The following is a 16964-nucleotide window of genomic DNA, read 5'->3' as shown; positions in this document are numbered from 1 at the left end:
CGGCGCGACCTGAGAACCTTGCCCCATGCGCGTACTGGTGGTCGAGGACGAGCGGCGGCTGGCCGCCGCCCTGCAACGTGGTCTGCGGGCCGAGGGCTTCACTGTGGACACGGCACACGACGGGCCGCAAGGCCTGTGGATGGCCGGCGAGCACGACTACGACGCCATCGTGCTCGACATCATGCTGCCCGGCCTCAACGGCTACCGGGTCTGCGCCCGGCTGCGCGCGGCCGGCTGCGAGTCCGGCATCCTCATGCTCACCGCCAAGGACGGCGAGTACGACGAGGCCGAGGCCCTGGACACCGGCGCCGACGACTTCCTCTCCAAGCCCTTCTCCTACGTGGTCCTCGTGGCCCGCCTGCGGGCCCTGATCCGGCGCACCGGCCGCCGCAGCCCGCAGGTCATGGAGTTCGGCGACCTCCTCGTCGACCCGGCCCGGCAGCGCTGCACGCGCGGCGGCGTGGAAGCCCGGCTGACCGCACGCGAGTTCGCCGTCCTGGTGCACCTGGCGCGCCGGGCCGGCGAGGTCGTACCCAAGCGGGACATCCTCGAGCACGTGTGGGACGCCGCCTACGAAGGGGACCTCAACGTCGTCGAGGTCCACGTCAGCGCCCTGCGCCGGAAGATAGACGCGCCCTTCGGCCGGGCCGCGGTGGAGACCGTCCGGGGCGCCGGCTACCGGCTGGCGGCCGACGGTGGCTGAGCCCGACCGGTCCTGCGCGCCCTCCGGGCAGCCCCACCTGCCCTACGACTTCTACGAGGACGGGGACCGCCCTCGCGCGGCGGCGTACCGTCCGCGCGAGCTCGCGTACCGGCTGCGCCGGGCCGCGTCCCGGCTCCGGCCGAGGTCCGTCCGCGCCCAGGCCACCCTCGGTGCGTCCGCCGTGGTGGCCCTGGCCCTCGGCGTGGCCTCCTTCGCCCTGCTCGGGGCCCTGGAGACCAACCTGACCATGAGCGCCCAGGAGGATGCCGAACGGCAGGCCGTCAGGGTGGCCGCGCTGGCGGCCACCGGGCAGCTGGACCCCCTGCCGCCCCCGGGCCACGGGACCGACTTCGTCCAGGTCGTGGACGCGCGGGGCCGTGTGCTCGCGGCCAGCCCCAACCTCAGCGGCCGCCCCGCCCTCGTCCCCGAACCACCCGTCGCACCCGGCACGGTCCGCGACACCTGGAAGGGCGGCCGGGCCCGCCAGGAACACCGCCAGCGCGTCGTGCAGGTCACCACCGTCACCGCGAAGGGCCTGGTCACCGTCTACGCCGGGACCTCGCTGCGGGACGCCGACACCGCCGACGCGACCATCATGGCGGTGCTGGCCGTCGTGGTCCCGCTGCTCGTCCTGGTCGTGGCCCTGATCACCTGGCGGGTCACCGGCTGGGCCCTGCGCCCCGTCGAGGCGATCCGCGCGGAGATGGCCGAGATCGGCGACCGCGAACTGCACCGCCGGGTACCCGTTCCGCCCACCCGCGACGAGGTGGCCCGGCTCGCCGTCACCATGAACGCCACCCTGGACCGGCTGGAGGCCGCCGGCATCCGCCAGCGCCGCTTCATCGCGGACGCCTCGCACGAACTGCGCAGCCCCATCACGGTGCTCCGCACCCAACTGGAGGTCGCGCAGGCCCACCCGGATCCCGAGCTGTGGGGCGAACTGGTCAGCGGCGCGCTGGAGGACACCGTACGGCTCCAGGACCTGGCGGCCGACCTGCTCCTGCTGGCCCGTCTCGACACCTCGGAGCCGCCGCCGGCCGCCGCCGTCGACCTCACGGAGGTGGCCCGCGAAGCGGCCCGTACGCGCAGGGGCGCCCGGGTCCCGGTGCACGCCGACATCACACCCGGGATCGCGGTCCGCGGCAGCACGATCTGGCTGTCGCGGCTCGTCACCAACCTGCTGGACAACGCCGGCCGCCACGCCGAGCAGCACGTCACCCTCGTCCTGCGCGTGGACGAGCCCCGGGGCGAGGCCGTCCTGGAAGTCACCGACGACGGAGCGGGCATCGCTCCCGCCGACCGCGAGCGGGTCTTCGAACGCTTCACCCGGCTCGACGACGCCCGCGCCCGCGACGAGGGCGGCACCGGACTGGGCCTGGCCATCGCCCGCGACATCGCCCTGCGCCTCGGCGGCACGCTCGCCGTCCGGGACTCCCCGAAGGGAGCCCGCCTGGTCGCCACGCTCCCGCTGGGCCCCTGACGGCGCTCGCCCGGCCGGCTCAGCACACGGGTCGGCGTCCCGCGTCCCGCGCGGCCTCCTCCTCCGCCGCGACGGGCGCGGGCAGCCCCGGTACCGGATCGGACGGGGCCACCAAGCGCCCTTCGCGGCCCGGGGGGTCGAAGAGCGCGGCGGGCTTCACGGTGACCCGGCCAGTGGAGACGGCCTCCAGGGTGCCGAGGGCCGAGACGTACGCCGGGAAGCTGTCCGTGTCCCGCCGGTGGCGGGCCGGCTCCCGGTAGTCACCGAGGGCCGGGTAGCCGTCCTGCCCGGTGAGCGTGTACGAGGTGGTCACCACGCGGTACGAGGCCTCCGGGCGCAGCGGGACACCGTCGACGAGCACGTCGCCCGGTGCCACCCGGTCCCCGACGGGCCCCGCCGCGTCGAAGGAGTACCGGACGTTGTCCGACACCGCGAGCGGGGCGTACGTCAGCACGCCGGAGGCGTCCAGCGCCCACTGCTGCTCCAGGGCGTCGTGGAGCCGGCGCCCGCTCACCTCGGCACTGACCAGCGGGCATCCGTAGCCGACGGCCCGCCAGGCCCGCTCGAAGCTGACCGGGTCGTCCAGGGCGGTACCGGCGAGCAGATCGGTGTTGATCACGCTGCGGCCCACGCGCGGGGCGACCGCGATGAGCGCCAGGTCCGCGCCCGACCGGGCGGGCCGGGGACTGGTGTCGAAGGAATCGGGCGCCTGACGGGCGCCCCACAGCGCCCAGTCGGCGACGAGGTTGCCCATGGTGGACTCCCCGGCCGGGGAGAGCCGGCGGCGGAAGGAGGCGCGCTGGCGTCCGATGACTCCCGCCCCGCGCCGCTGCGCGAAGCCCGTCCAATAATCGACGACACCCTTGAGCACCGGATCGGGGGCCACGTCGCGGCTGTTGGGGTGGTTCACCGAGGTGGTGAGCGCGCGGACGACCGTACCGGTGTCCGGGTCGAGCCGCAGGGTGATCTCGCCGATGATCTGCCCGTGGCAGCCGGCCTCGACGAACGGCCGCGGGCGCCCGAGGGGGTCCGGGAGCATCATGTTGAAGGCGCAGTGCCAGTGCCCGGTGACGATCGCGTCGATGTCCGGGGACACGCGCAGTGCCAGCTCGTACGCCGGACCGCTGGGTTCGCTGCCGGAATCGAAGTCGCCGCCCGCCACCGCCCCGTCGTGCATGCTCAGCACGATGGCGCCCACTCCGAGCGCCTTGAGCCGGGCGGCGCAGAGGTTGGCGGAGGCGAGCTGGTCGAGGGTGGTCAGGCCGGGCTGGAAGGAGTTCCCGAAGGTCTCGGCGGCGACGACCGTCAGGTGGATGAAGCCGATGGGCAGCCGCTGCCCGCCCGGCGCGTCCACCCACTCGATGTTGTACGGGGGGAGCACCGTCTCCCCGCTCGCCGCGGACACGGCGTTGGCGCTGTAGTAGCGGAAGTCGGCGCCGTGGAAGGGGGCGCCGCCCGAGTCCGGGAAGGAGTTGGTCAGTCCCGCCCCGTCGTAGGGGAGCCCTTCCTCCATGTGCCGGCGCAGGAAGCCGGGCGTGCGGTCGAACTCGTGGTTCCCGGCGGTCGCGAAGTCCAGGCCGAGCCGGTTCAGCGCCTCGATGGTCGGCTCATCGGCGAGGGTGAAGGCGGGGAACTCCCAGCCCGAGAAGAGGTCGCCCGGCGCGAAGAAGAAGGAATTGGCCCGGCCGGCCCTCAACCGGGCCAGATGGGTGGCCATGTAGGCGACCCCGCCCACCGCGTACGAACGGCCGCCCGCGCCCGTGATGAGGGAATCCCTGGCCGGGGGAGCGGACAGGTAGCCGTGCAGGTCGGTGATGTGCAGCAGCTGTACGTCCACGTACCCGGCCGCGCTGGCGGAGTCGTGCGCCGCGCCGGTGGCGGCCGCCGCGGTACCGGTGAGCGCCTTGACGCCGACGGCCCCGGCGGCACCCGCGGCCCGGGCCAGGAACCGGCGCCGGCCGAACTCTTCCACGAGCCCCCCGATTCCGCGGGCGGGTCAACTCCCGCTCCCTCCGGAGCAGTCTGTACGCACCCGGTAACCGTCCGTGGCGGGGCGCCCGTCGGCGGGGCGAAATCGCGGGAAACTTCACCCCGTCGACGAACGGCCCGCCTCCGGCGGCTGCGAAGCGCGGTAGCGGGCCGGGAAGAGGTCGACTCGACTCCATGGGGGAGTCCTTCGTGCCTGCGGGGTGACATGGGGGCGGCGGCGCGTGCCGGGAGGCAGGGTGGGAACCGGACCGTCGGTACGCACCGCCTGCCCGGCCTGCGGCGGCGAAGACTCGGCCCCTGCCCGGCCGCCGCGGGGGTCAGCCCTGCGCGGCTCTGCCCTTCTTGACGGCCTCGGTGATGTCGGCCGTGTCGGCGGCCGGCGGGACCGCGATGTCCTTCGCAACGCCGTAGGACAGGAAGTCCATCCTCACGGCGACGTCCCCGAAGGTCTGGTTCAGCCGTGAGGGCATCCCCTGGTCGTCGACCCAGACGTCCGAGACGAGCTCGGTCGCACCGCCTCCGCCCACCGCGCCGAACATCGCCTTGGCGTCGCCCAGTTTGTCCACCGGAACGGTGGCGTGATAGTGGACGGAACTCTTGCCGTTGACGTCCTCCTGGCCGACCTCGGTGACGTTCGTGGCCCACTTGAGCGACTTGAGCGCGGCCGTCGGGTCGCTGTTGCCCGCTTTCATCCCGGCTGCGCCCTGCTCGCCGAGCACGGCCGTGACCTCGACCTTCAGCCAGGTCTTGCCCACGAAGGGGCCGCTCGGCGCCGGATCGATGCCGTAGTAGTACGCCCCTTGGACGAGCCGGTACGTGACCGTGCCGTCGGACACCAGATCCTGCAGCTGGAGGTCCTCGGCCGGCATCTCGGCCTCCATCGCGAGGCCGTTGCCCCAGGAATAGGTGCCGTTCACGTGGACCGGCTTGCCGCCCGTGCCGGGCATCGTCACGCTCATCTCGACCTCGGCCGAGCCGGCCTTGGAGGCCTCGTCGGAGGCCTTCGTGAGCGTCGCGACCAGAGTCTCGGCCGAGTCCGCCGCCTTCTTGCCCACGGAGGCGCCGGCCGCACAACCGCTCAGGCCCGCCGTCACGATCACGGCCGCCGCGATGCTCGCGGTGACTGTTCCTGCCTTCATTCCCCACCCCTTGGCCGGTCGTCGTCCCGGTCCCCCCGGACGGGACCTGATCGTCGCACGCTCGCACGCTCGCACGACTCCTTGACCGGGAGGGAGGTTCTTCGGCCTCCGCCGCCCCGTCGCGATGTCCCCCGGCAGGCCCCGGGAAAACTCGCGGGCGCCCGTCCGAGCCGCCTGTATATCCTGCCCGGCATGCTGCGAATCGAACGCCTGCGGGCCGGTCACGAGGCTGCCCTGCTGGCCTTCGAGCGGGACAACCGGGCGTACTTCGCCCGCACCGTACCGGACCGTGGGGACGCGTACTTCACGGAGTTCGCCGCCCGCCACCGCGCCCTTCTCGCGGAACAGGACACGGGTGCGTGCAGGTTCCACCTCGTGATGGACACCGCCGGAGAGCTGATCGGACGCGTCAACCTGGTGGACCTCGCGGACGGCGCCGCCGACCTCGGCTACCGGATCGGCGAACGGGCGGCGGGCCGCGGCGCGGCCACCGCCGCCGTGCGGGAGGTCTGCCGGCTCGCGGCCACGGAGTACGGGCTCAGCGTCCTCACCGCCTCCGCGGCCCTGGACAACGCGGCCTCGGCGGCGGTGCTCCGGCGGAACGGATTCACGGTCGTGGGGGAGACCGTCCTGGACGGATGCCCCGCGCTGAGCTACCGGCGGTCACTGGCCGCGGAGGTCTGACCGGCCCGGACCGGCCCGACCCGGCTCGCCCGCCCCGCTCCCCTCCCGCCCGAACGGAGCGACAGCCCCGGGCCTGGTGCGTACGGGTGACGGTCCGACAGCGATGCGTCACCCCATCGGTGGCCCCGGCGCGCGCGCACGGCGTTGATCACCGAGTGTGTGGATCACTGGCAGCGTGCGCTGCCCGTCGGCCCCCGCACTGAGGAGTCCCCGGCCCCATGGCTGTCGCCGCCGTCGTTAAGTTCCGCCCAGGAGCTGGCCGTCGCGCGCAAGGGCAACCACGCCGAAGCCGGCGCGCCGATAGACCTCCACCTCGCCGCCGACCGGATGCCGGCCCCCGCCAAGGCGGAGGTGCGCGGCCTCACCGAGCAGTACGCGCACCTGGTCATCGACCGCGAGTGGCCCAGGATGCGCGAGGGCTCCACGGACGAGGAGGCCTGGGCCATGGCCTACGGGCTCTACCAACGGGTCGCCAAGGTCCCCGCGGAGACCCCGCCGAAGGCCTCCTCGGGCGTGCACCTCGACCCCGTCGCCTTCCGCGAGGCCTGCGGCGGATGGCCTTCGTGACCGCGCACGGCATGTGAGACGCCCCGATTCCCCTTCGCTTCCCTTCCCCCTTCCCTTTCCCCCACGTAAGGGTTCCCCATGGCCCGTCCCGGAGTCGCCCGCGCCCTGGTCGCCGGCACCCTCCTCGGCCTGCTCCCCGCCGGCCCCGCGGCCGCGCACGAAGGCCCGTACGATCCGGATGCCGCGCGGCCGGCGCCCTACGTCGCCCCCGAGCGGGTGCGCCGCGAGGTCAGCGCGGAGGAACGGCGCAACCTCGGCGAGGACCACGCGGAGGAGCACGCCCGTACCCGCCTCGCGCTGCGGGACGCCGCCGACTACCCCGACACCACCCGCCGCGCCCGCCTGAACGCCCTCACCGAGTCCCAGGCCGAGGCCAACGCCGGTCTGGCGCCGGAGAAGTACGGCGTGTTCAAGGAGTACTTCGACTCCCCGGACTTCGCCGCCCACATCGCGCTGCTGCCCACCGGCAAGGTGCTGCTCTTCTCCTTCGAGCGGATCGAGACCAACCCCACCAGGGAACCCGCCCCCACCAACATCATCGGCCCCACGAACGCCGGCCGCGCCTTCCTCTGGGACCCGGCCGAGGGCACCGGCGCGGCGGCGTTCACCAAGGTCACCCCGCCGGTGGTCGACATGCCCGACGGCACCCACTCACCGCGCCCCGCACCGTTCTTCTGCTCCGGGCACTCCTTCCTGCCCAACGGCATGCTCGGCGTCTTCGGAGGCAACCTCGGCTCCAACGGAGGCAGCGGCGCCAAGCTCTCGCTGGTCTTCGACCCGTGGACGGAAACCTGGAGCCGCAGCCAGGACATGGCCACCGGGCGCTGGTACCCCTCCGTGGTGACCGCCGCGGACGGCCGCCAGCTCATCATGTCCGGCCAGTCCGAGCTGGGCTGGGGCACCCCGACCACGCTCGTGGAGCGCTTCCCCGCCCTCGGGTACCCCGTACCCCGGGAGAAGACGGACGTCCCGCGCGACGCCCCGGTCGGCCCGTTCAAGGCGAAGGCCCCCTTCACCCGCGACTACCCCCACCTCTTCTCGCTCCGCGACGGCCTGGTCTACGGGCTCGGCCGGGTCCACAACGAACAGTGGGCCTTCGACCCCGTCGACGAGACCCGAACCGACCTGCCGCCCCGACCCGACGGCAGCTCCCGGACATACGGGGGAGCCGTGCCGCTGCCCGGCGGGTACCAGGGCCCGGGCGCGGCCCTGATCATCGGCGGGGACCGCACCGACCCGAACACGTACAAGCTGTCCGGGGGCCGCTGGACCGTCGACAAGCCCCGGGCCTTCGGCCGCACCCAGGACAACACCCTGCTGATGCCGAACGGAACGCTGCTGACGGCGAGCGGCGGATTCGACATCCGCGACTACGGGAACGGGGTCCTGAACCCCAACGCCGATCTGAAGTACCGGCAGTTCGAGATGCGCGACGGACAGGGGAACTGGAAGCTCGGCCCCGCCCAGCGGCTTCCCCGCGGCTACCACTCCAATGCCGTCGTCCTGCCCGACGGCCGGGTCGTGGTCACCGGCGACGAACTCCAGCAGCTCGCCAACGACGCCGACATCACCGACGAGATGAACGGCACCATCGAGATCTACGAGCCCTCCTACCTCCACCAGGGCGCCCGGCCCGCCCTCGACGAGGCGCCCACCGGCCCGGTCGGCCACAACACCCGGTTCGAGGTCGCCACGAGCACCCCCGGCCCGGTCGAGCGGGCCGTACTGCTGGCGCCCACCACCGCCACGCACGCGGTCAACACCAGCCAGCGCCACGTGGAACTGCGCATCAAGCGGCGCGCGGGAGACACCCTCACCCTGCAGGCTCCGCCGAACGCGGCCGCCGCCCCGCCCGGCTACTACATGCTCTTCCTCCTCGACGCCAAGGGAGTTCCCAGCGTCGCCCAGTGGATCAAGCTCGACTCCGGAGCGCCCGCCGCGCTGCGGCGCTGAACCAGGCCGTTCTCCGTCGTTCTTCCCCCCTCCCCCCGCCCCTCCGCCACTTGGAGCAAGCCGATGGCCCTCGCCCCGTCGCCGCCCCCGGGCTGCCCCCACACCGGACCCGCCACCGGACCCGCCCGCAGGACCGTGGTCCAGGCGGCGGCCCTCGCCGCCGCCGGAGTCACTGCCGGCCTCGCGCCCACCGCGTGGGCCGCCGAAGCCCCGGCCCGCCCGGCGGCGGGCCCGGCGGCGGGCCCGGCCGCGGAGCCCGCACGCAGGGCCACGGACCCCGAACCCCTCCCGCTGCGCACCGACCGCAACTCCCAGGGCGACATCCTCGCCGGGTTCCGCAAGGACCACGCCTGCTTCCTCTTCCTCCGCTTCCGAGACGCCGACAAGGCCCGGCACTGGCTGACGGGCCTGCTGCCCTCGATCTCCACCACTGAGGAAGTGGCCCGCTTCAACCGGGCCTTCAGCCGGGCCCGCCGACGCAGCGGCGGCATCGACCCCGACTCCATGGCCACCCTGTGGACGGGGCTGAGCCTGACGCATCCGGGGCTGCTCCTGTTCGCGGGCAAGGAGCCCTTCCCCGCGGCCCCGGCCGGCTCCAGTGCCGAGGCCTTCACCCAGGGCTCCGCCGCCCGCGCGCAGCAGCTCGGCGACACCGGAACCAGCGCCCCGCAGTCCTGGCTGTTCGGCTCTGAGGACCCCGGCCGCGAGGTGCACGCCGTCCTCACGCTCGCCGCCGACCAGCCCGAACGCCTCGCCGCCGCCGTCGCCGAACACCGCGCGGGCGCGGGCGCGGCCGGCGCGACGGTCCTCTTCCGCCAGGACGGGGCCACCCTCCCCGGCGAGCTGCGCGGGCACGAGCACTTCGGCTTCCTCGACTGCATCAGCCAGCCCGGCGTACGGGGCTTCGACGAGCCCGACCCGGCCGACGCCAACGGCGTGCTCGGCAAGCCCGGCACCCGGCTGATCCCCGCCGGCGAGTTCGTCGTCGGCGCCGAGCGGGTGGGCAAGCGCCCCACGGGCCTGCCCGCCTGGGCCACCGGCGGCGCCTTCCAGGTGGTACGCCGCCTCGCGCAGGACGTGCCCGGCTGGTGGACCCAGGTCGCCCTGCGCCTCGCCGAACTCCAGCGCGCCGGCGCCGCGCCCGCCGACGCCGGCCGGGAATGGCTCGGCGCCCGCCTGATGGGCCGCTGGCCGGGCGGGATGCCGGTCGCCCTGTGCCCCGCGGCGGAGCAACTGCCCGTGCCGGGAAAGCACCCCGACGCCAAGCTCGACTACAGCCAGGACCCGCAGGGCTGGCGGATGCCGCTGTTCGCGCACATCCGCAAGGGGAACCCACGCGACGGCCTCGTCCTCACCCCGGGCCGTCCCCCCGTAGCCCAGGCGGAGCTCGACGCGCGGCGCCTGATGCGGCGCGGAATCCCGTACGGCCCCGTCTACAAGCCCGAGCTGGGCGAGGAGCACGGGCCACAGGCCTCGCGCGGGTTGGTCTTCGTCTGCCACCAGTCGGACCTGGTGGGGCAGTTCGAGCTGGTGATGCGCAAGTGGGTGAACGAACCGGACTTCCCGGCCGGTCGCAACCCGCGCACCGGCTGCGACCCGGTGCTCGGCCCCGATTCGCCCATCGCCTTCGAGACCCCCTCCGCCGACGGCACCGGCAGCCGGGCCAACACCCTCCACTTCGGGCGGTTCGTGCGCACCGAGGGCTCCGTGTACGCCTTCAGCCCCTCCCTGCCCGTCCTGCGGGCCCTGGCCGAAGGAGAGCTCGACGACTCCATCGAGTTCCACACCGGCTCCGTACTGCGCCTCGGCGAGACCCTCGACGCGGGAACGCTCCGGCTGTCCCTCGACAGCACCGGCGACCTCGCCCTGCTCGACGCCGAGGGCCGCCGTACGTGGCACACCGACACCGCAGGCTCCGGCCACGACGCCGTCCTCACCCAGGACGGTGAACTGCTCGTGCGCAAGGCAGACGGCCGCCCGGCCTGGTCGAGCGGAACCACCGGCCACCCCGGTGCGCGCCTGCTGCTGCGCCCCGCCGGAGACATGGTGATCCTGGCCGGGGAGCAGGTGCTGTGGAAGGCGTCCGCCTCGTAGGGTGACGGCATGGCGATCACGGCACCAGTGACAGGCGACACCCGGCTGATCTACGGCTGCATGGCTCTCGGCGGGAGCTGGGAGCCCGGCCCGTACCAGGCCGAGGACATCGACGCGGCCGAGGCGGCGATCGAGGCCGCCCTCGACAGCGGCATCACGATGTTCGACCACGCCGACATCTACCGGCACGGAAAGGCGGAAGCCGTCTTCGGCGAGGTGCTCGCCCGCACCCCCGGCCTGCGCGAGCGCATCACGCTGCAGACCAAGTGCGGCATCCGCCTCGCCGAAGGCGACCGCCCCGGGATCTACGACCTGCGGGGCGCGAGCATCCTGCGCCGCGTCGAGGAGAGCCTCACCCGGCTGCGCACCGATGTCATCGACGTCCTGCTCCTGCACCGGCCCGACCCCCTGGCCGACCCGGCGGAGATCGCCGAGGCGCTCACCTCGCTGCACCGCCAGGGCCTCGTCAGGCAGTTCGGCGTCTCCAACATGAACGCCGCGCAATGCGCCGCCCTGCAACGCCACCTCGATGTCCCGCTCGTCGCCAACCAGCTGGAAATGAGCCTGCGGCGGCGGGACTGGCTGGAGGACGGGGTCCTCGTGAACACCCCGGCCGCGGCGGCCGTCGGCTTCCCGGCCGGCACCGTCGAGTACTGCACGGCCAACGGAGTCCGCCTCCAGGCCTGCGGGGCGCTGGCCCAAGGCCGCTTCACCGGGCGGGAGTCGAGCGTCGGGGAGCACGCGACCGCCGAGCACCTGCGCGACCTGGCCAAGGCCAAGGACACGACACCGGAGACGATCCTGCTGTGGTGGCTGCAACGCCACCCGGCCAGGATCGCGCCCGTCATCGGCACCGGACGCCCCGAGCGCATCCGGGCCTGCCGCGACGCCGCGCTGCGCGCCCCGGACCTCGGCCACGAGGAGTGGTACTCCCTGTGGCTCACGGCCCGGGGCGGGCCGCTTCCCTAGTGCTGTGACCGGAAAGGTTCACCGGGTCGCGACGCCCGGCACGGCACCTCGCCGCGTTGTCGGACCACGCCGGTACGTCCAGTACGAGGCGCGGTCCTCCGCCTTGCGATGCACCGCACCGAACGCCGCGACCCGGCAAACCTTTCCGGCCACAGCACTAGCCCTGCCCCGGTCGGCTAGCCCGGCGAGCCGACCGCGCACACCAGGATCGGGGTGGCGCGGTGCGGGTCGAGCGCATTGCGGACCATGTGCCAGACGTTGAGGTCGTAGGCCTCGCCGATGTGGCCCACCGGGTCGAAGGGGCAGAAGTCCTGCACGTACTGGTTCTTGACCCCCGGCTCGCGGACGAACGCCGTCTCGGTCGGGGTCACCAGCTCGTCGTAGCGCGAGGTGATGATGGTGTACGCGATCCCGGGCTGGGCCACCGGACCGTCGTTCAGCGCCAGGATCGCGGGACCGCCGGGCACCTCGTCGGCGAGCACCGGGATGCCTATGGTGGTCACGATCTTCTCCATGGCCGCCCGGCCGATCAGCTTGTCGCCCAGGTCCAGCAGCCCGGCGGCGTTCGTGCCGTGGGTCGGGGGAGCGATGGCCACGACCGCCTTGATGTGGCGCTGGATGCCCTGCATCTTGGCGAGGTAGAGGGCCTGGAGCCCGCCCTCGGAGTGGCCGACGACCGAGACCTCGGCCGCGCCGGTCGCGCCGCGCACCTTCTCCACGTACTCCTTGATCTCCAGGTTGGACACGGCCACCGGCTTGAGGCCTCCGACCAGCGGGAAGCCGTCGTAGGCGCCGTAGGTCAGGGCGAAGGTGCAGTAGCCGCGGGCGGCGAGGTCGAGCTGGAGGAAGTTGAGGTCCTCGTACCAGGTGGCAAAGGTGCCGTGGAGCAGCACCACGGGCTCGGGGTGCGCGGCGCTCGGCCGGCAGGAGAAGTCGTTGACCCCGCCTCCCGTGACGCCCTCGGTGGCGGCGTGGGCCGGGAACGCGGCGCCGAGCAGCAGGGCCAGCGGGAGAGCTGCTCTGGCGAGCAGGGTGCGGGTGCGCGACGCACGGGTACGGGGGGCCATACGACATCTCCTGACAGGGGGTCATGAACTGGTCGGACTGCACAGAATGCTCCGGCGCGCCGCCGGTGTCCCCTGGCGGTACGCGCAGAATGCTTCCTCCCGCGTTTGTGCACGGTGACAATGCGGGGATGGACGACGCGGGGATGGACGCAGCGGGCGGGACGGCGGGTGCGGGATCCGGTGGGGCGGTGGCCGGGGCGGTGGACGGGGAGTTCGCGCCCGCCCCGGGGCTCGCCGCCGCTCTGCTGCCCCGGATACCGGAGATGGCGGCCGAGACGGTCGCCCGGCTCACCGCCGACATCCCCGCCTACCGGCTGCTGCCCGACAGCGTCCTCGGCGGAGACCTCGTCGCGAACACCGAGGCCGTGCTGAGGCTGTTCTTCACCACCGTCGCCGAAGGGCGGGCGCCCACCGAGGGCGAGCTGGCCGCCCCCGTCGCCTGGGGCGCCGAGCGGGCCCGGGACGGGGTCCCCCTGGAGGCGGTGCTACGGGTCTACCCGCTCGGCGCCCGCCGGGCCTGGGAGCTCGCCGCGGCCGGCCCCGACCCCGTCGCCGACCCGTACGCCCTGGTCACGAGCCTGCTGGCGTTCCTCGGCGAGGTCATGCCCAAGGTCGCCGAGGCCTACCTGCGCGAACAGGCCGACCTCGACTGGGAGCAGCGCGAGCACGGCCGCAACCTCGCCGGGGTCCTGCTCGCCGGCCGCCCGGCCCGGCGCGCGGCCGAGCGGTACGGACGCACCCTCGCCGAACGGTACGAGGTGGTCGTGCTGCGGCTGCCCGAGGCACCCGGCGGCGCCACGAACCGCATCCTGCGCGCCCTGCGCTCCGAACTGGACGGGAACCCCGAGGTGCTGGCCACCTTCAAGGGGGAAGGCGGTGTCCTTCTGGTCCCGCTCGGCCCGGCCGGGACGGATGCGCCGGACGGCGCGACCCGGCGGCTGCTCGCCCGCCTCGACACGGCGGCCGAACTGCGGTGCACGGCGGCGGCCGCCGTCGCCGAGGACCACGGATCGATCCCGCAGGCCCAGGCGGAGGCCTCCGAAGTGCTGTCCCTGGCCGAGGACGTGGGGCGCCCGCCGGGTCTCTACCGACTGGCCGACCTCGCCGTCGAGTACCAGCTCGTGCAGCCCGGCCCCGCCCGCGACGCCCTGGCCCGGGTCCTGGCACCCCTCGAAGACCAGCCCCATCTGATCGCCACACTGCGGGAGTTCATCGCGGCCGGCTACCGGCGCAGTGAGGCCGCCGACGCCCTCACGGTCCACCGCAACACCCTGACCTACCGTCTGGGCCGCATCCGGCTGCTCACCGGTCACGACGCCACCGACCCCACCGGCGCCCGCCACCTCGCGGCCGCCCTCACGGCGTACGGCGCGGCCCGCCGCAGCGGCCCCTGAGGCGCGGTCCCGGGCGGGGCACGGACCGGACGCCGTCGGAGCCGCCGCGCCCGCCCCCGCCGGGAAGTCCGGCCGGCTCAGGTGAGGGGGAGGAGCCGGGACGGCCCGTGCGCCGACGCGGGCGCGGAGGCGGGCGACGCGAGCGGTGAATCGGTGTCGCCGCCCAGCGCGCTGCCGGCCAGCCAGGCGTCCCAGCTGAGGTTCCAGTCCCCGAACCCGTTGGCGAACGGGGCCATCGGCTCGCCGCCGCTGTTCACCACCGAGACCACGTCCCCCTCCCGCACCGTGTCGAAGAACCAGGCCGCGTCGGCCGTGCTCATGCCCGTGCAGCCGTGGCTGACGTTCTCCTCGCCCTGCGCCTCGACCGACCAGGGCGCGGCGTGCACGTACTCCCCGCTCCACGTCACCCGGGTCGCGTAGAAGACGGGCAGGTCGTAGAACTCGCTCGTTCCGCGCTTGATGCCCACGCTGTCGCCGCGCATCCGCACCTTGCGCTCCTTGCCGAGCACGACCTTGACGCCGGTGCGCGTCAGGAAGCCCGCCTTCCCGGTGGTCACCGGGATGGTCCGGACGGTCCTGCCGTTGCGCCGTACGGTCATCTCGTGCGCGGCGGCGTCCGTGAGCGCCTCGATCCGGTCCCCGATGGTGAACCGCAGGGACTCCGACGGGCCGCCGTACTGCCGTTCCCCGACCTCGACCCCGTCGAGACCGCTGACCACGTGCACCACGGCGTGGGCCGGCCAGTAGGTACGGGGCCGGTAGTGCAGGGTCGAGTCGTCGACCCAGTGCCAGGCCCCCTGTACCGCCGGCTCGGAGGTGACCTGCAAGGCCCGCTCCAGCCGGGCCCGTGCGGCCGGATCGCCGGCGGGGACGGGGTGGCTCAGGGAGGCCGTCACGATCTGCCCCGCCCCGTACGTGCCGGGCCGGGGCCCGAACTCGGCCGTGAGCCGGTCGTCCTCGGCCGCGGGCGCGGTCCGGAACATCATGGTCACGCCGACCGGGGTTCCGGCCACGTCCTGGGCGCCGACCCGCACGGTGTAGGTCTCGCCGGCCCGCAACGGCTCGGTGTTGGCCCAGTGGTGCCCCCGGGAGCCCAGGGCTCCGCCCACGTGGCGCCCGTGACCGTCGTGGACGGTGACATAGGTCAGCAGCCCCGGCCCGGCGAGGGCGATCTCCAGGGGACCGGCCGCGTCGGTGGGCAGGACGACCGTGTGCGCGGCCGCCCGGGACGCGCCGCGGGACGCGGGATCGCGCACCACGGAACCCGCTCCGCTGGAAGTGGCCCGGACCACCTGCTGTTCCAGCCCGCCGCACAGCCCGGCCCGGAAGGCGTCCATCGCGCACCGCCGGCCCCCGTCCTCCAGCACCCGGCCGACCAGCAGCTCGACGGAGCCGGGATGCTGGGCGCCGGCCTGCCGCCCGTCACCGGACCGCGACGCCGACTGCGGCGCGGCGGCGACGACGAAGACCACCCCGGCCACCGCCCCGGCCACGCTCCACGTCCTGCTCCGTCGCCGGAGTCCTCCACGGTGTGTCGATGACAGCATGCGCGCCACGCAGCCCTCCCAGATCGCCTTCGGCCGGATGGCAGCATCAAAACGATTTCCGGGCAGCCTGATGATCATGAACTCGCCTGTGGGGCCGAATGGGCACCGAAGAGGGCTCGTACGGAGTAGGGGAGGGGGGCTTCGGGCCGCAGGGGAGCCGCGCTTCAGGCCGGAACGTCGGCGAGGGCCGTGACGTTGGCGACGGCCGTGACGTTGTCGAAGAACGTGGCGAGGTTCGCGACCGTCCGCTGGATCTTCTCCTCCAGCGTGAGCGACTCGTGGAGCCGTGCGCCCGGGCCCGCGTCCTTCTTGCCCCGTACGTAGAGCGAGCAGGCGAGGTCGCCGCAGATGTAGGCGCCCACGGAGTTCCCCTGCTGCCCGGCCTTGCCCGCCTTCGGCGCGACCATCAGAGAGACGCCCCCGGTGTGGGTGGTCAGGCACAGCGAACACATGCTGCGCCGCGCTTGGGAGGGGGCGGCGGCGGAGGTGCGCAGTGCGAGGGCGACCGGGCGGCCGTCCAGTTCGGTGGCGAGGTAGGCGCGCTCGGGGGCCTTCGGGTCCCACCAGCCGAGGAAGTCCAGGTCGTCCCAGGGCCGTTCGGTCAGGTCGCGGGGTACGGACAGGCGCTTGGCTTCGCCCTTGGTGCAGTTCACGAAGGCGGTACGGATCTCTTGCTCGGTCAACGGCTTCATGAGCGGCAGGCTAATTTGCCTAAAGGTTTTAGGCAAATGCATAATGGCTATCGCCAGCTAGGAGGCACATGATGGTTCGAGCAGGACTGACCACGGAGCGGCTGACCCGGGCGGGCGCGGAGCTCGCCGACGAGGTCGGCTTCGAGCAGGTGACCGTATCGGCGCTCGCCAGGCGGTTCGACGTCAAGGTCGCGAGCCTCTACTCGCACCTGAAGAACTCCCAGGACCTCAAGACCCGGATCGCCCTGTTCGCCCTGGAGGAACTGGCCGACCGGGTCGCTGCCGCCCTCGCCGGGCGGGCCGGCAAAGACGCCCTCGCCGCCTTCGCCGACGCCTACCGGGACTACGCCCGCCAGCACCCCGGCCGCTACGACGCCGCACGGCTCCGCCTCGACCCCGAGACGGCGGCCGCCAGCGCGGGCGTCCGGCACGCCCAGATGACGCGGGCGATCCTGCGCGGCTACGACCTGACGGAACCCGACCAGACACACGCGGTCCGGATGCTCGGCAGCGTCTTCCACGGCTACGTCAGCCTGGAGCTGGGCGGCGGCTTCAGCCACACCGCCGTGGATCCGCAGGAGTCCTGGAACTGGATCGTGGACTCGCTCGACGCGATGCTGCGTAAGCCCGTAAGCCCGTAAGCCCGTAAGCCCGTAAGCCGGTAACCCCGTAACCCAGTAATTCCG

The 16964-nt window shown here is 73.6% G+C and carries 14 protein-coding genes; 9 read left to right on the top strand and 5 right to left on the bottom strand.

Annotated elements, in window-relative coordinates; translation table 11 throughout:
* The first annotated feature begins 25 nt into the window (after positions 1–25).
* Together AC3IYI_RS00855 and AC3IYI_RS00850 are read left to right on the top strand one after the other, a co-directional pair.
* Positions 26–703, top strand: coding sequence for a response regulator transcription factor (locus AC3IYI_RS00855; RefSeq protein ID WP_243333090.1), 678 nt, complete (start codon positions 26–28; stop codon positions 701–703).
* Complete coding sequence (locus tag AC3IYI_RS00850) at positions 696–2183, top strand: sensor histidine kinase (RefSeq protein WP_489408350.1); 1488 nt, start codon at positions 696–698, stop codon at positions 2181–2183. The genes AC3IYI_RS00855 and AC3IYI_RS00850 overlap by 8 nt, the downstream gene beginning before the upstream one ends.
* A gap of 19 nt (positions 2184–2202) precedes the next feature.
* Here the strand turns inward: AC3IYI_RS00850 and AC3IYI_RS00845 are convergent, their stop codons facing one another.
* Positions 2203–4155, bottom strand: coding sequence for a bifunctional metallophosphatase/5'-nucleotidase (locus AC3IYI_RS00845; RefSeq protein ID WP_489408349.1), 1953 nt, complete (start codon positions 4153–4155; stop codon positions 2203–2205).
* A 334-nt stretch (positions 4156–4489) separates the two neighbouring features.
* On the bottom strand, positions 4490–5311 hold the full coding sequence (locus tag AC3IYI_RS00840; RefSeq protein ID WP_489408348.1) for an SCO4651 family lipoprotein: 822 nt from the start codon (positions 5309–5311) through the stop codon (positions 4490–4492).
* Positions 5312–5503: 192 nt separating this feature from the next.
* On the opposite strand from AC3IYI_RS00840, the gene AC3IYI_RS00835 reads away from it, so the two are divergent.
* The 5 genes from AC3IYI_RS00835 to AC3IYI_RS00815 all read left to right on the top strand — a co-directional run bounded on the left by AC3IYI_RS00835 (position 5504) and on the right by AC3IYI_RS00815 (position 11578).
* On the top strand, positions 5504–5995 hold the full coding sequence (locus tag AC3IYI_RS00835; protein WP_489408347.1) for a GNAT family N-acetyltransferase: 492 nt from the start codon (positions 5504–5506) through the stop codon (positions 5993–5995).
* 159 nt (positions 5996–6154) lie between these two features.
* Positions 6155–6562, top strand: coding sequence for a bestrophin-like domain (locus AC3IYI_RS00830; protein ID WP_489408346.1), 408 nt, complete (start codon positions 6155–6157; stop codon positions 6560–6562).
* 78 nt (positions 6563–6640) lie between these two features.
* Positions 6641–8515 (top strand): galactose oxidase early set domain-containing protein, encoded by a 1875-nt coding sequence (locus tag AC3IYI_RS00825; RefSeq protein ID WP_489408345.1) that lies wholly within the window; start codon positions 6641–6643, stop codon positions 8513–8515.
* Between the two features lie 63 nt (positions 8516–8578).
* The gene (locus AC3IYI_RS00820; protein WP_489408344.1) at positions 8579–10609 is read left to right on the top strand and encodes a Dyp-type peroxidase; all 2031 of its coding nucleotides are present in this window, start codon (positions 8579–8581) and stop codon (positions 10607–10609) included.
* Positions 10610–10618: 9 nt separating this feature from the next.
* Positions 10619–11578 carry an aldo/keto reductase gene (locus AC3IYI_RS00815; RefSeq protein WP_489408343.1) on the top strand — a complete coding sequence of 320 codons (960 nt, stop codon included), beginning with the start codon at positions 10619–10621 and terminating at the stop codon, positions 11576–11578.
* Between the two features lie 176 nt (positions 11579–11754).
* On the opposite strand, the gene AC3IYI_RS00810 is transcribed toward AC3IYI_RS00815, so the two are convergent.
* On the bottom strand, positions 11755–12645 hold the full coding sequence (locus tag AC3IYI_RS00810) for an esterase/lipase family protein (RefSeq protein ID WP_489408342.1): 891 nt from the start codon (positions 12643–12645) through the stop codon (positions 11755–11757).
* 128 nt (positions 12646–12773) lie between these two features.
* Here AC3IYI_RS00810 and AC3IYI_RS00805 point away from each other — a divergent pair, with 128 nt between their 5' ends.
* Positions 12774–14039 (top strand): PucR family transcriptional regulator, encoded by a 1266-nt coding sequence (locus AC3IYI_RS00805; protein WP_489408341.1) that lies wholly within the window; start codon positions 12774–12776, stop codon positions 14037–14039.
* Between the two features lie 77 nt (positions 14040–14116).
* Here the strand turns inward: AC3IYI_RS00805 and AC3IYI_RS00800 are convergent, their stop codons facing one another.
* Together AC3IYI_RS00800 and AC3IYI_RS00795 are read right to left on the bottom strand one after the other, a co-directional pair.
* On the bottom strand, positions 14117–15532 hold the full coding sequence (locus tag AC3IYI_RS00800) for a L,D-transpeptidase (RefSeq protein ID WP_489408340.1): 1416 nt from the start codon (positions 15530–15532) through the stop codon (positions 14117–14119).
* Between the two features lie 218 nt (positions 15533–15750).
* On the bottom strand, positions 15751–16278 hold the full coding sequence (locus AC3IYI_RS00795) for an FBP domain-containing protein (RefSeq protein WP_489408339.1): 528 nt from the start codon (positions 16276–16278) through the stop codon (positions 15751–15753).
* Between the two features lie 71 nt (positions 16279–16349).
* On the opposite strand from AC3IYI_RS00795, the gene AC3IYI_RS00790 reads away from it, so the two are divergent.
* Positions 16350–16919, top strand: coding sequence for a TetR/AcrR family transcriptional regulator (locus AC3IYI_RS00790; protein ID WP_422519557.1), 570 nt, complete (start codon positions 16350–16352; stop codon positions 16917–16919).
* Positions 16920–16964: the final 45 nt, after the last annotated feature.

The sequence above is a fragment of the Streptomyces sp. GL_148 genome (assembly GCF_057834205.1).
This window is presented reverse-complemented; position numbering and strand designations above follow the sequence as displayed.

Excerpts from the sequence above, each read along its gene's own strand:
- AC3IYI_RS00855 (WP_243333090.1), top strand. The coding sequence starts at position 26 with ATGCGCGTACTGGTGGTCGAGGACGAGCGGCGGCTGGCCGCCGCCCTG.
- AC3IYI_RS00840 (WP_489408348.1), bottom strand. The coding sequence starts at position 5,311 with ATGAAGGCAGGAACAGTCACCGCGAGCATCGCGGCGGCCGTGATCGTG.
- AC3IYI_RS00835 (WP_489408347.1), top strand. The coding sequence starts at position 5,504 with ATGCTGCGAATCGAACGCCTGCGGGCCGGTCACGAGGCTGCCCTGCTG.
- AC3IYI_RS00825 (WP_489408345.1), top strand. The coding sequence starts at position 6,641 with ATGGCCCGTCCCGGAGTCGCCCGCGCCCTGGTCGCCGGCACCCTCCTC.
- AC3IYI_RS00820 (WP_489408344.1), top strand. The coding sequence starts at position 8,579 with ATGGCCCTCGCCCCGTCGCCGCCCCCGGGCTGCCCCCACACCGGACCC.
- AC3IYI_RS00815 (WP_489408343.1), top strand. The coding sequence starts at position 10,619 with ATGGCGATCACGGCACCAGTGACAGGCGACACCCGGCTGATCTACGGC.
- AC3IYI_RS00810 (WP_489408342.1), bottom strand. The coding sequence starts at position 12,645 with ATGGCCCCCCGTACCCGTGCGTCGCGCACCCGCACCCTGCTCGCCAGA.
- AC3IYI_RS00805 (WP_489408341.1), top strand. The coding sequence starts at position 12,774 with ATGGACGACGCGGGGATGGACGCAGCGGGCGGGACGGCGGGTGCGGGA.
- AC3IYI_RS00795 (WP_489408339.1), bottom strand. The coding sequence starts at position 16,278 with ATGAAGCCGTTGACCGAGCAAGAGATCCGTACCGCCTTCGTGAACTGC.
- AC3IYI_RS00790 (WP_422519557.1), top strand. The coding sequence starts at position 16,350 with ATGGTTCGAGCAGGACTGACCACGGAGCGGCTGACCCGGGCGGGCGCG.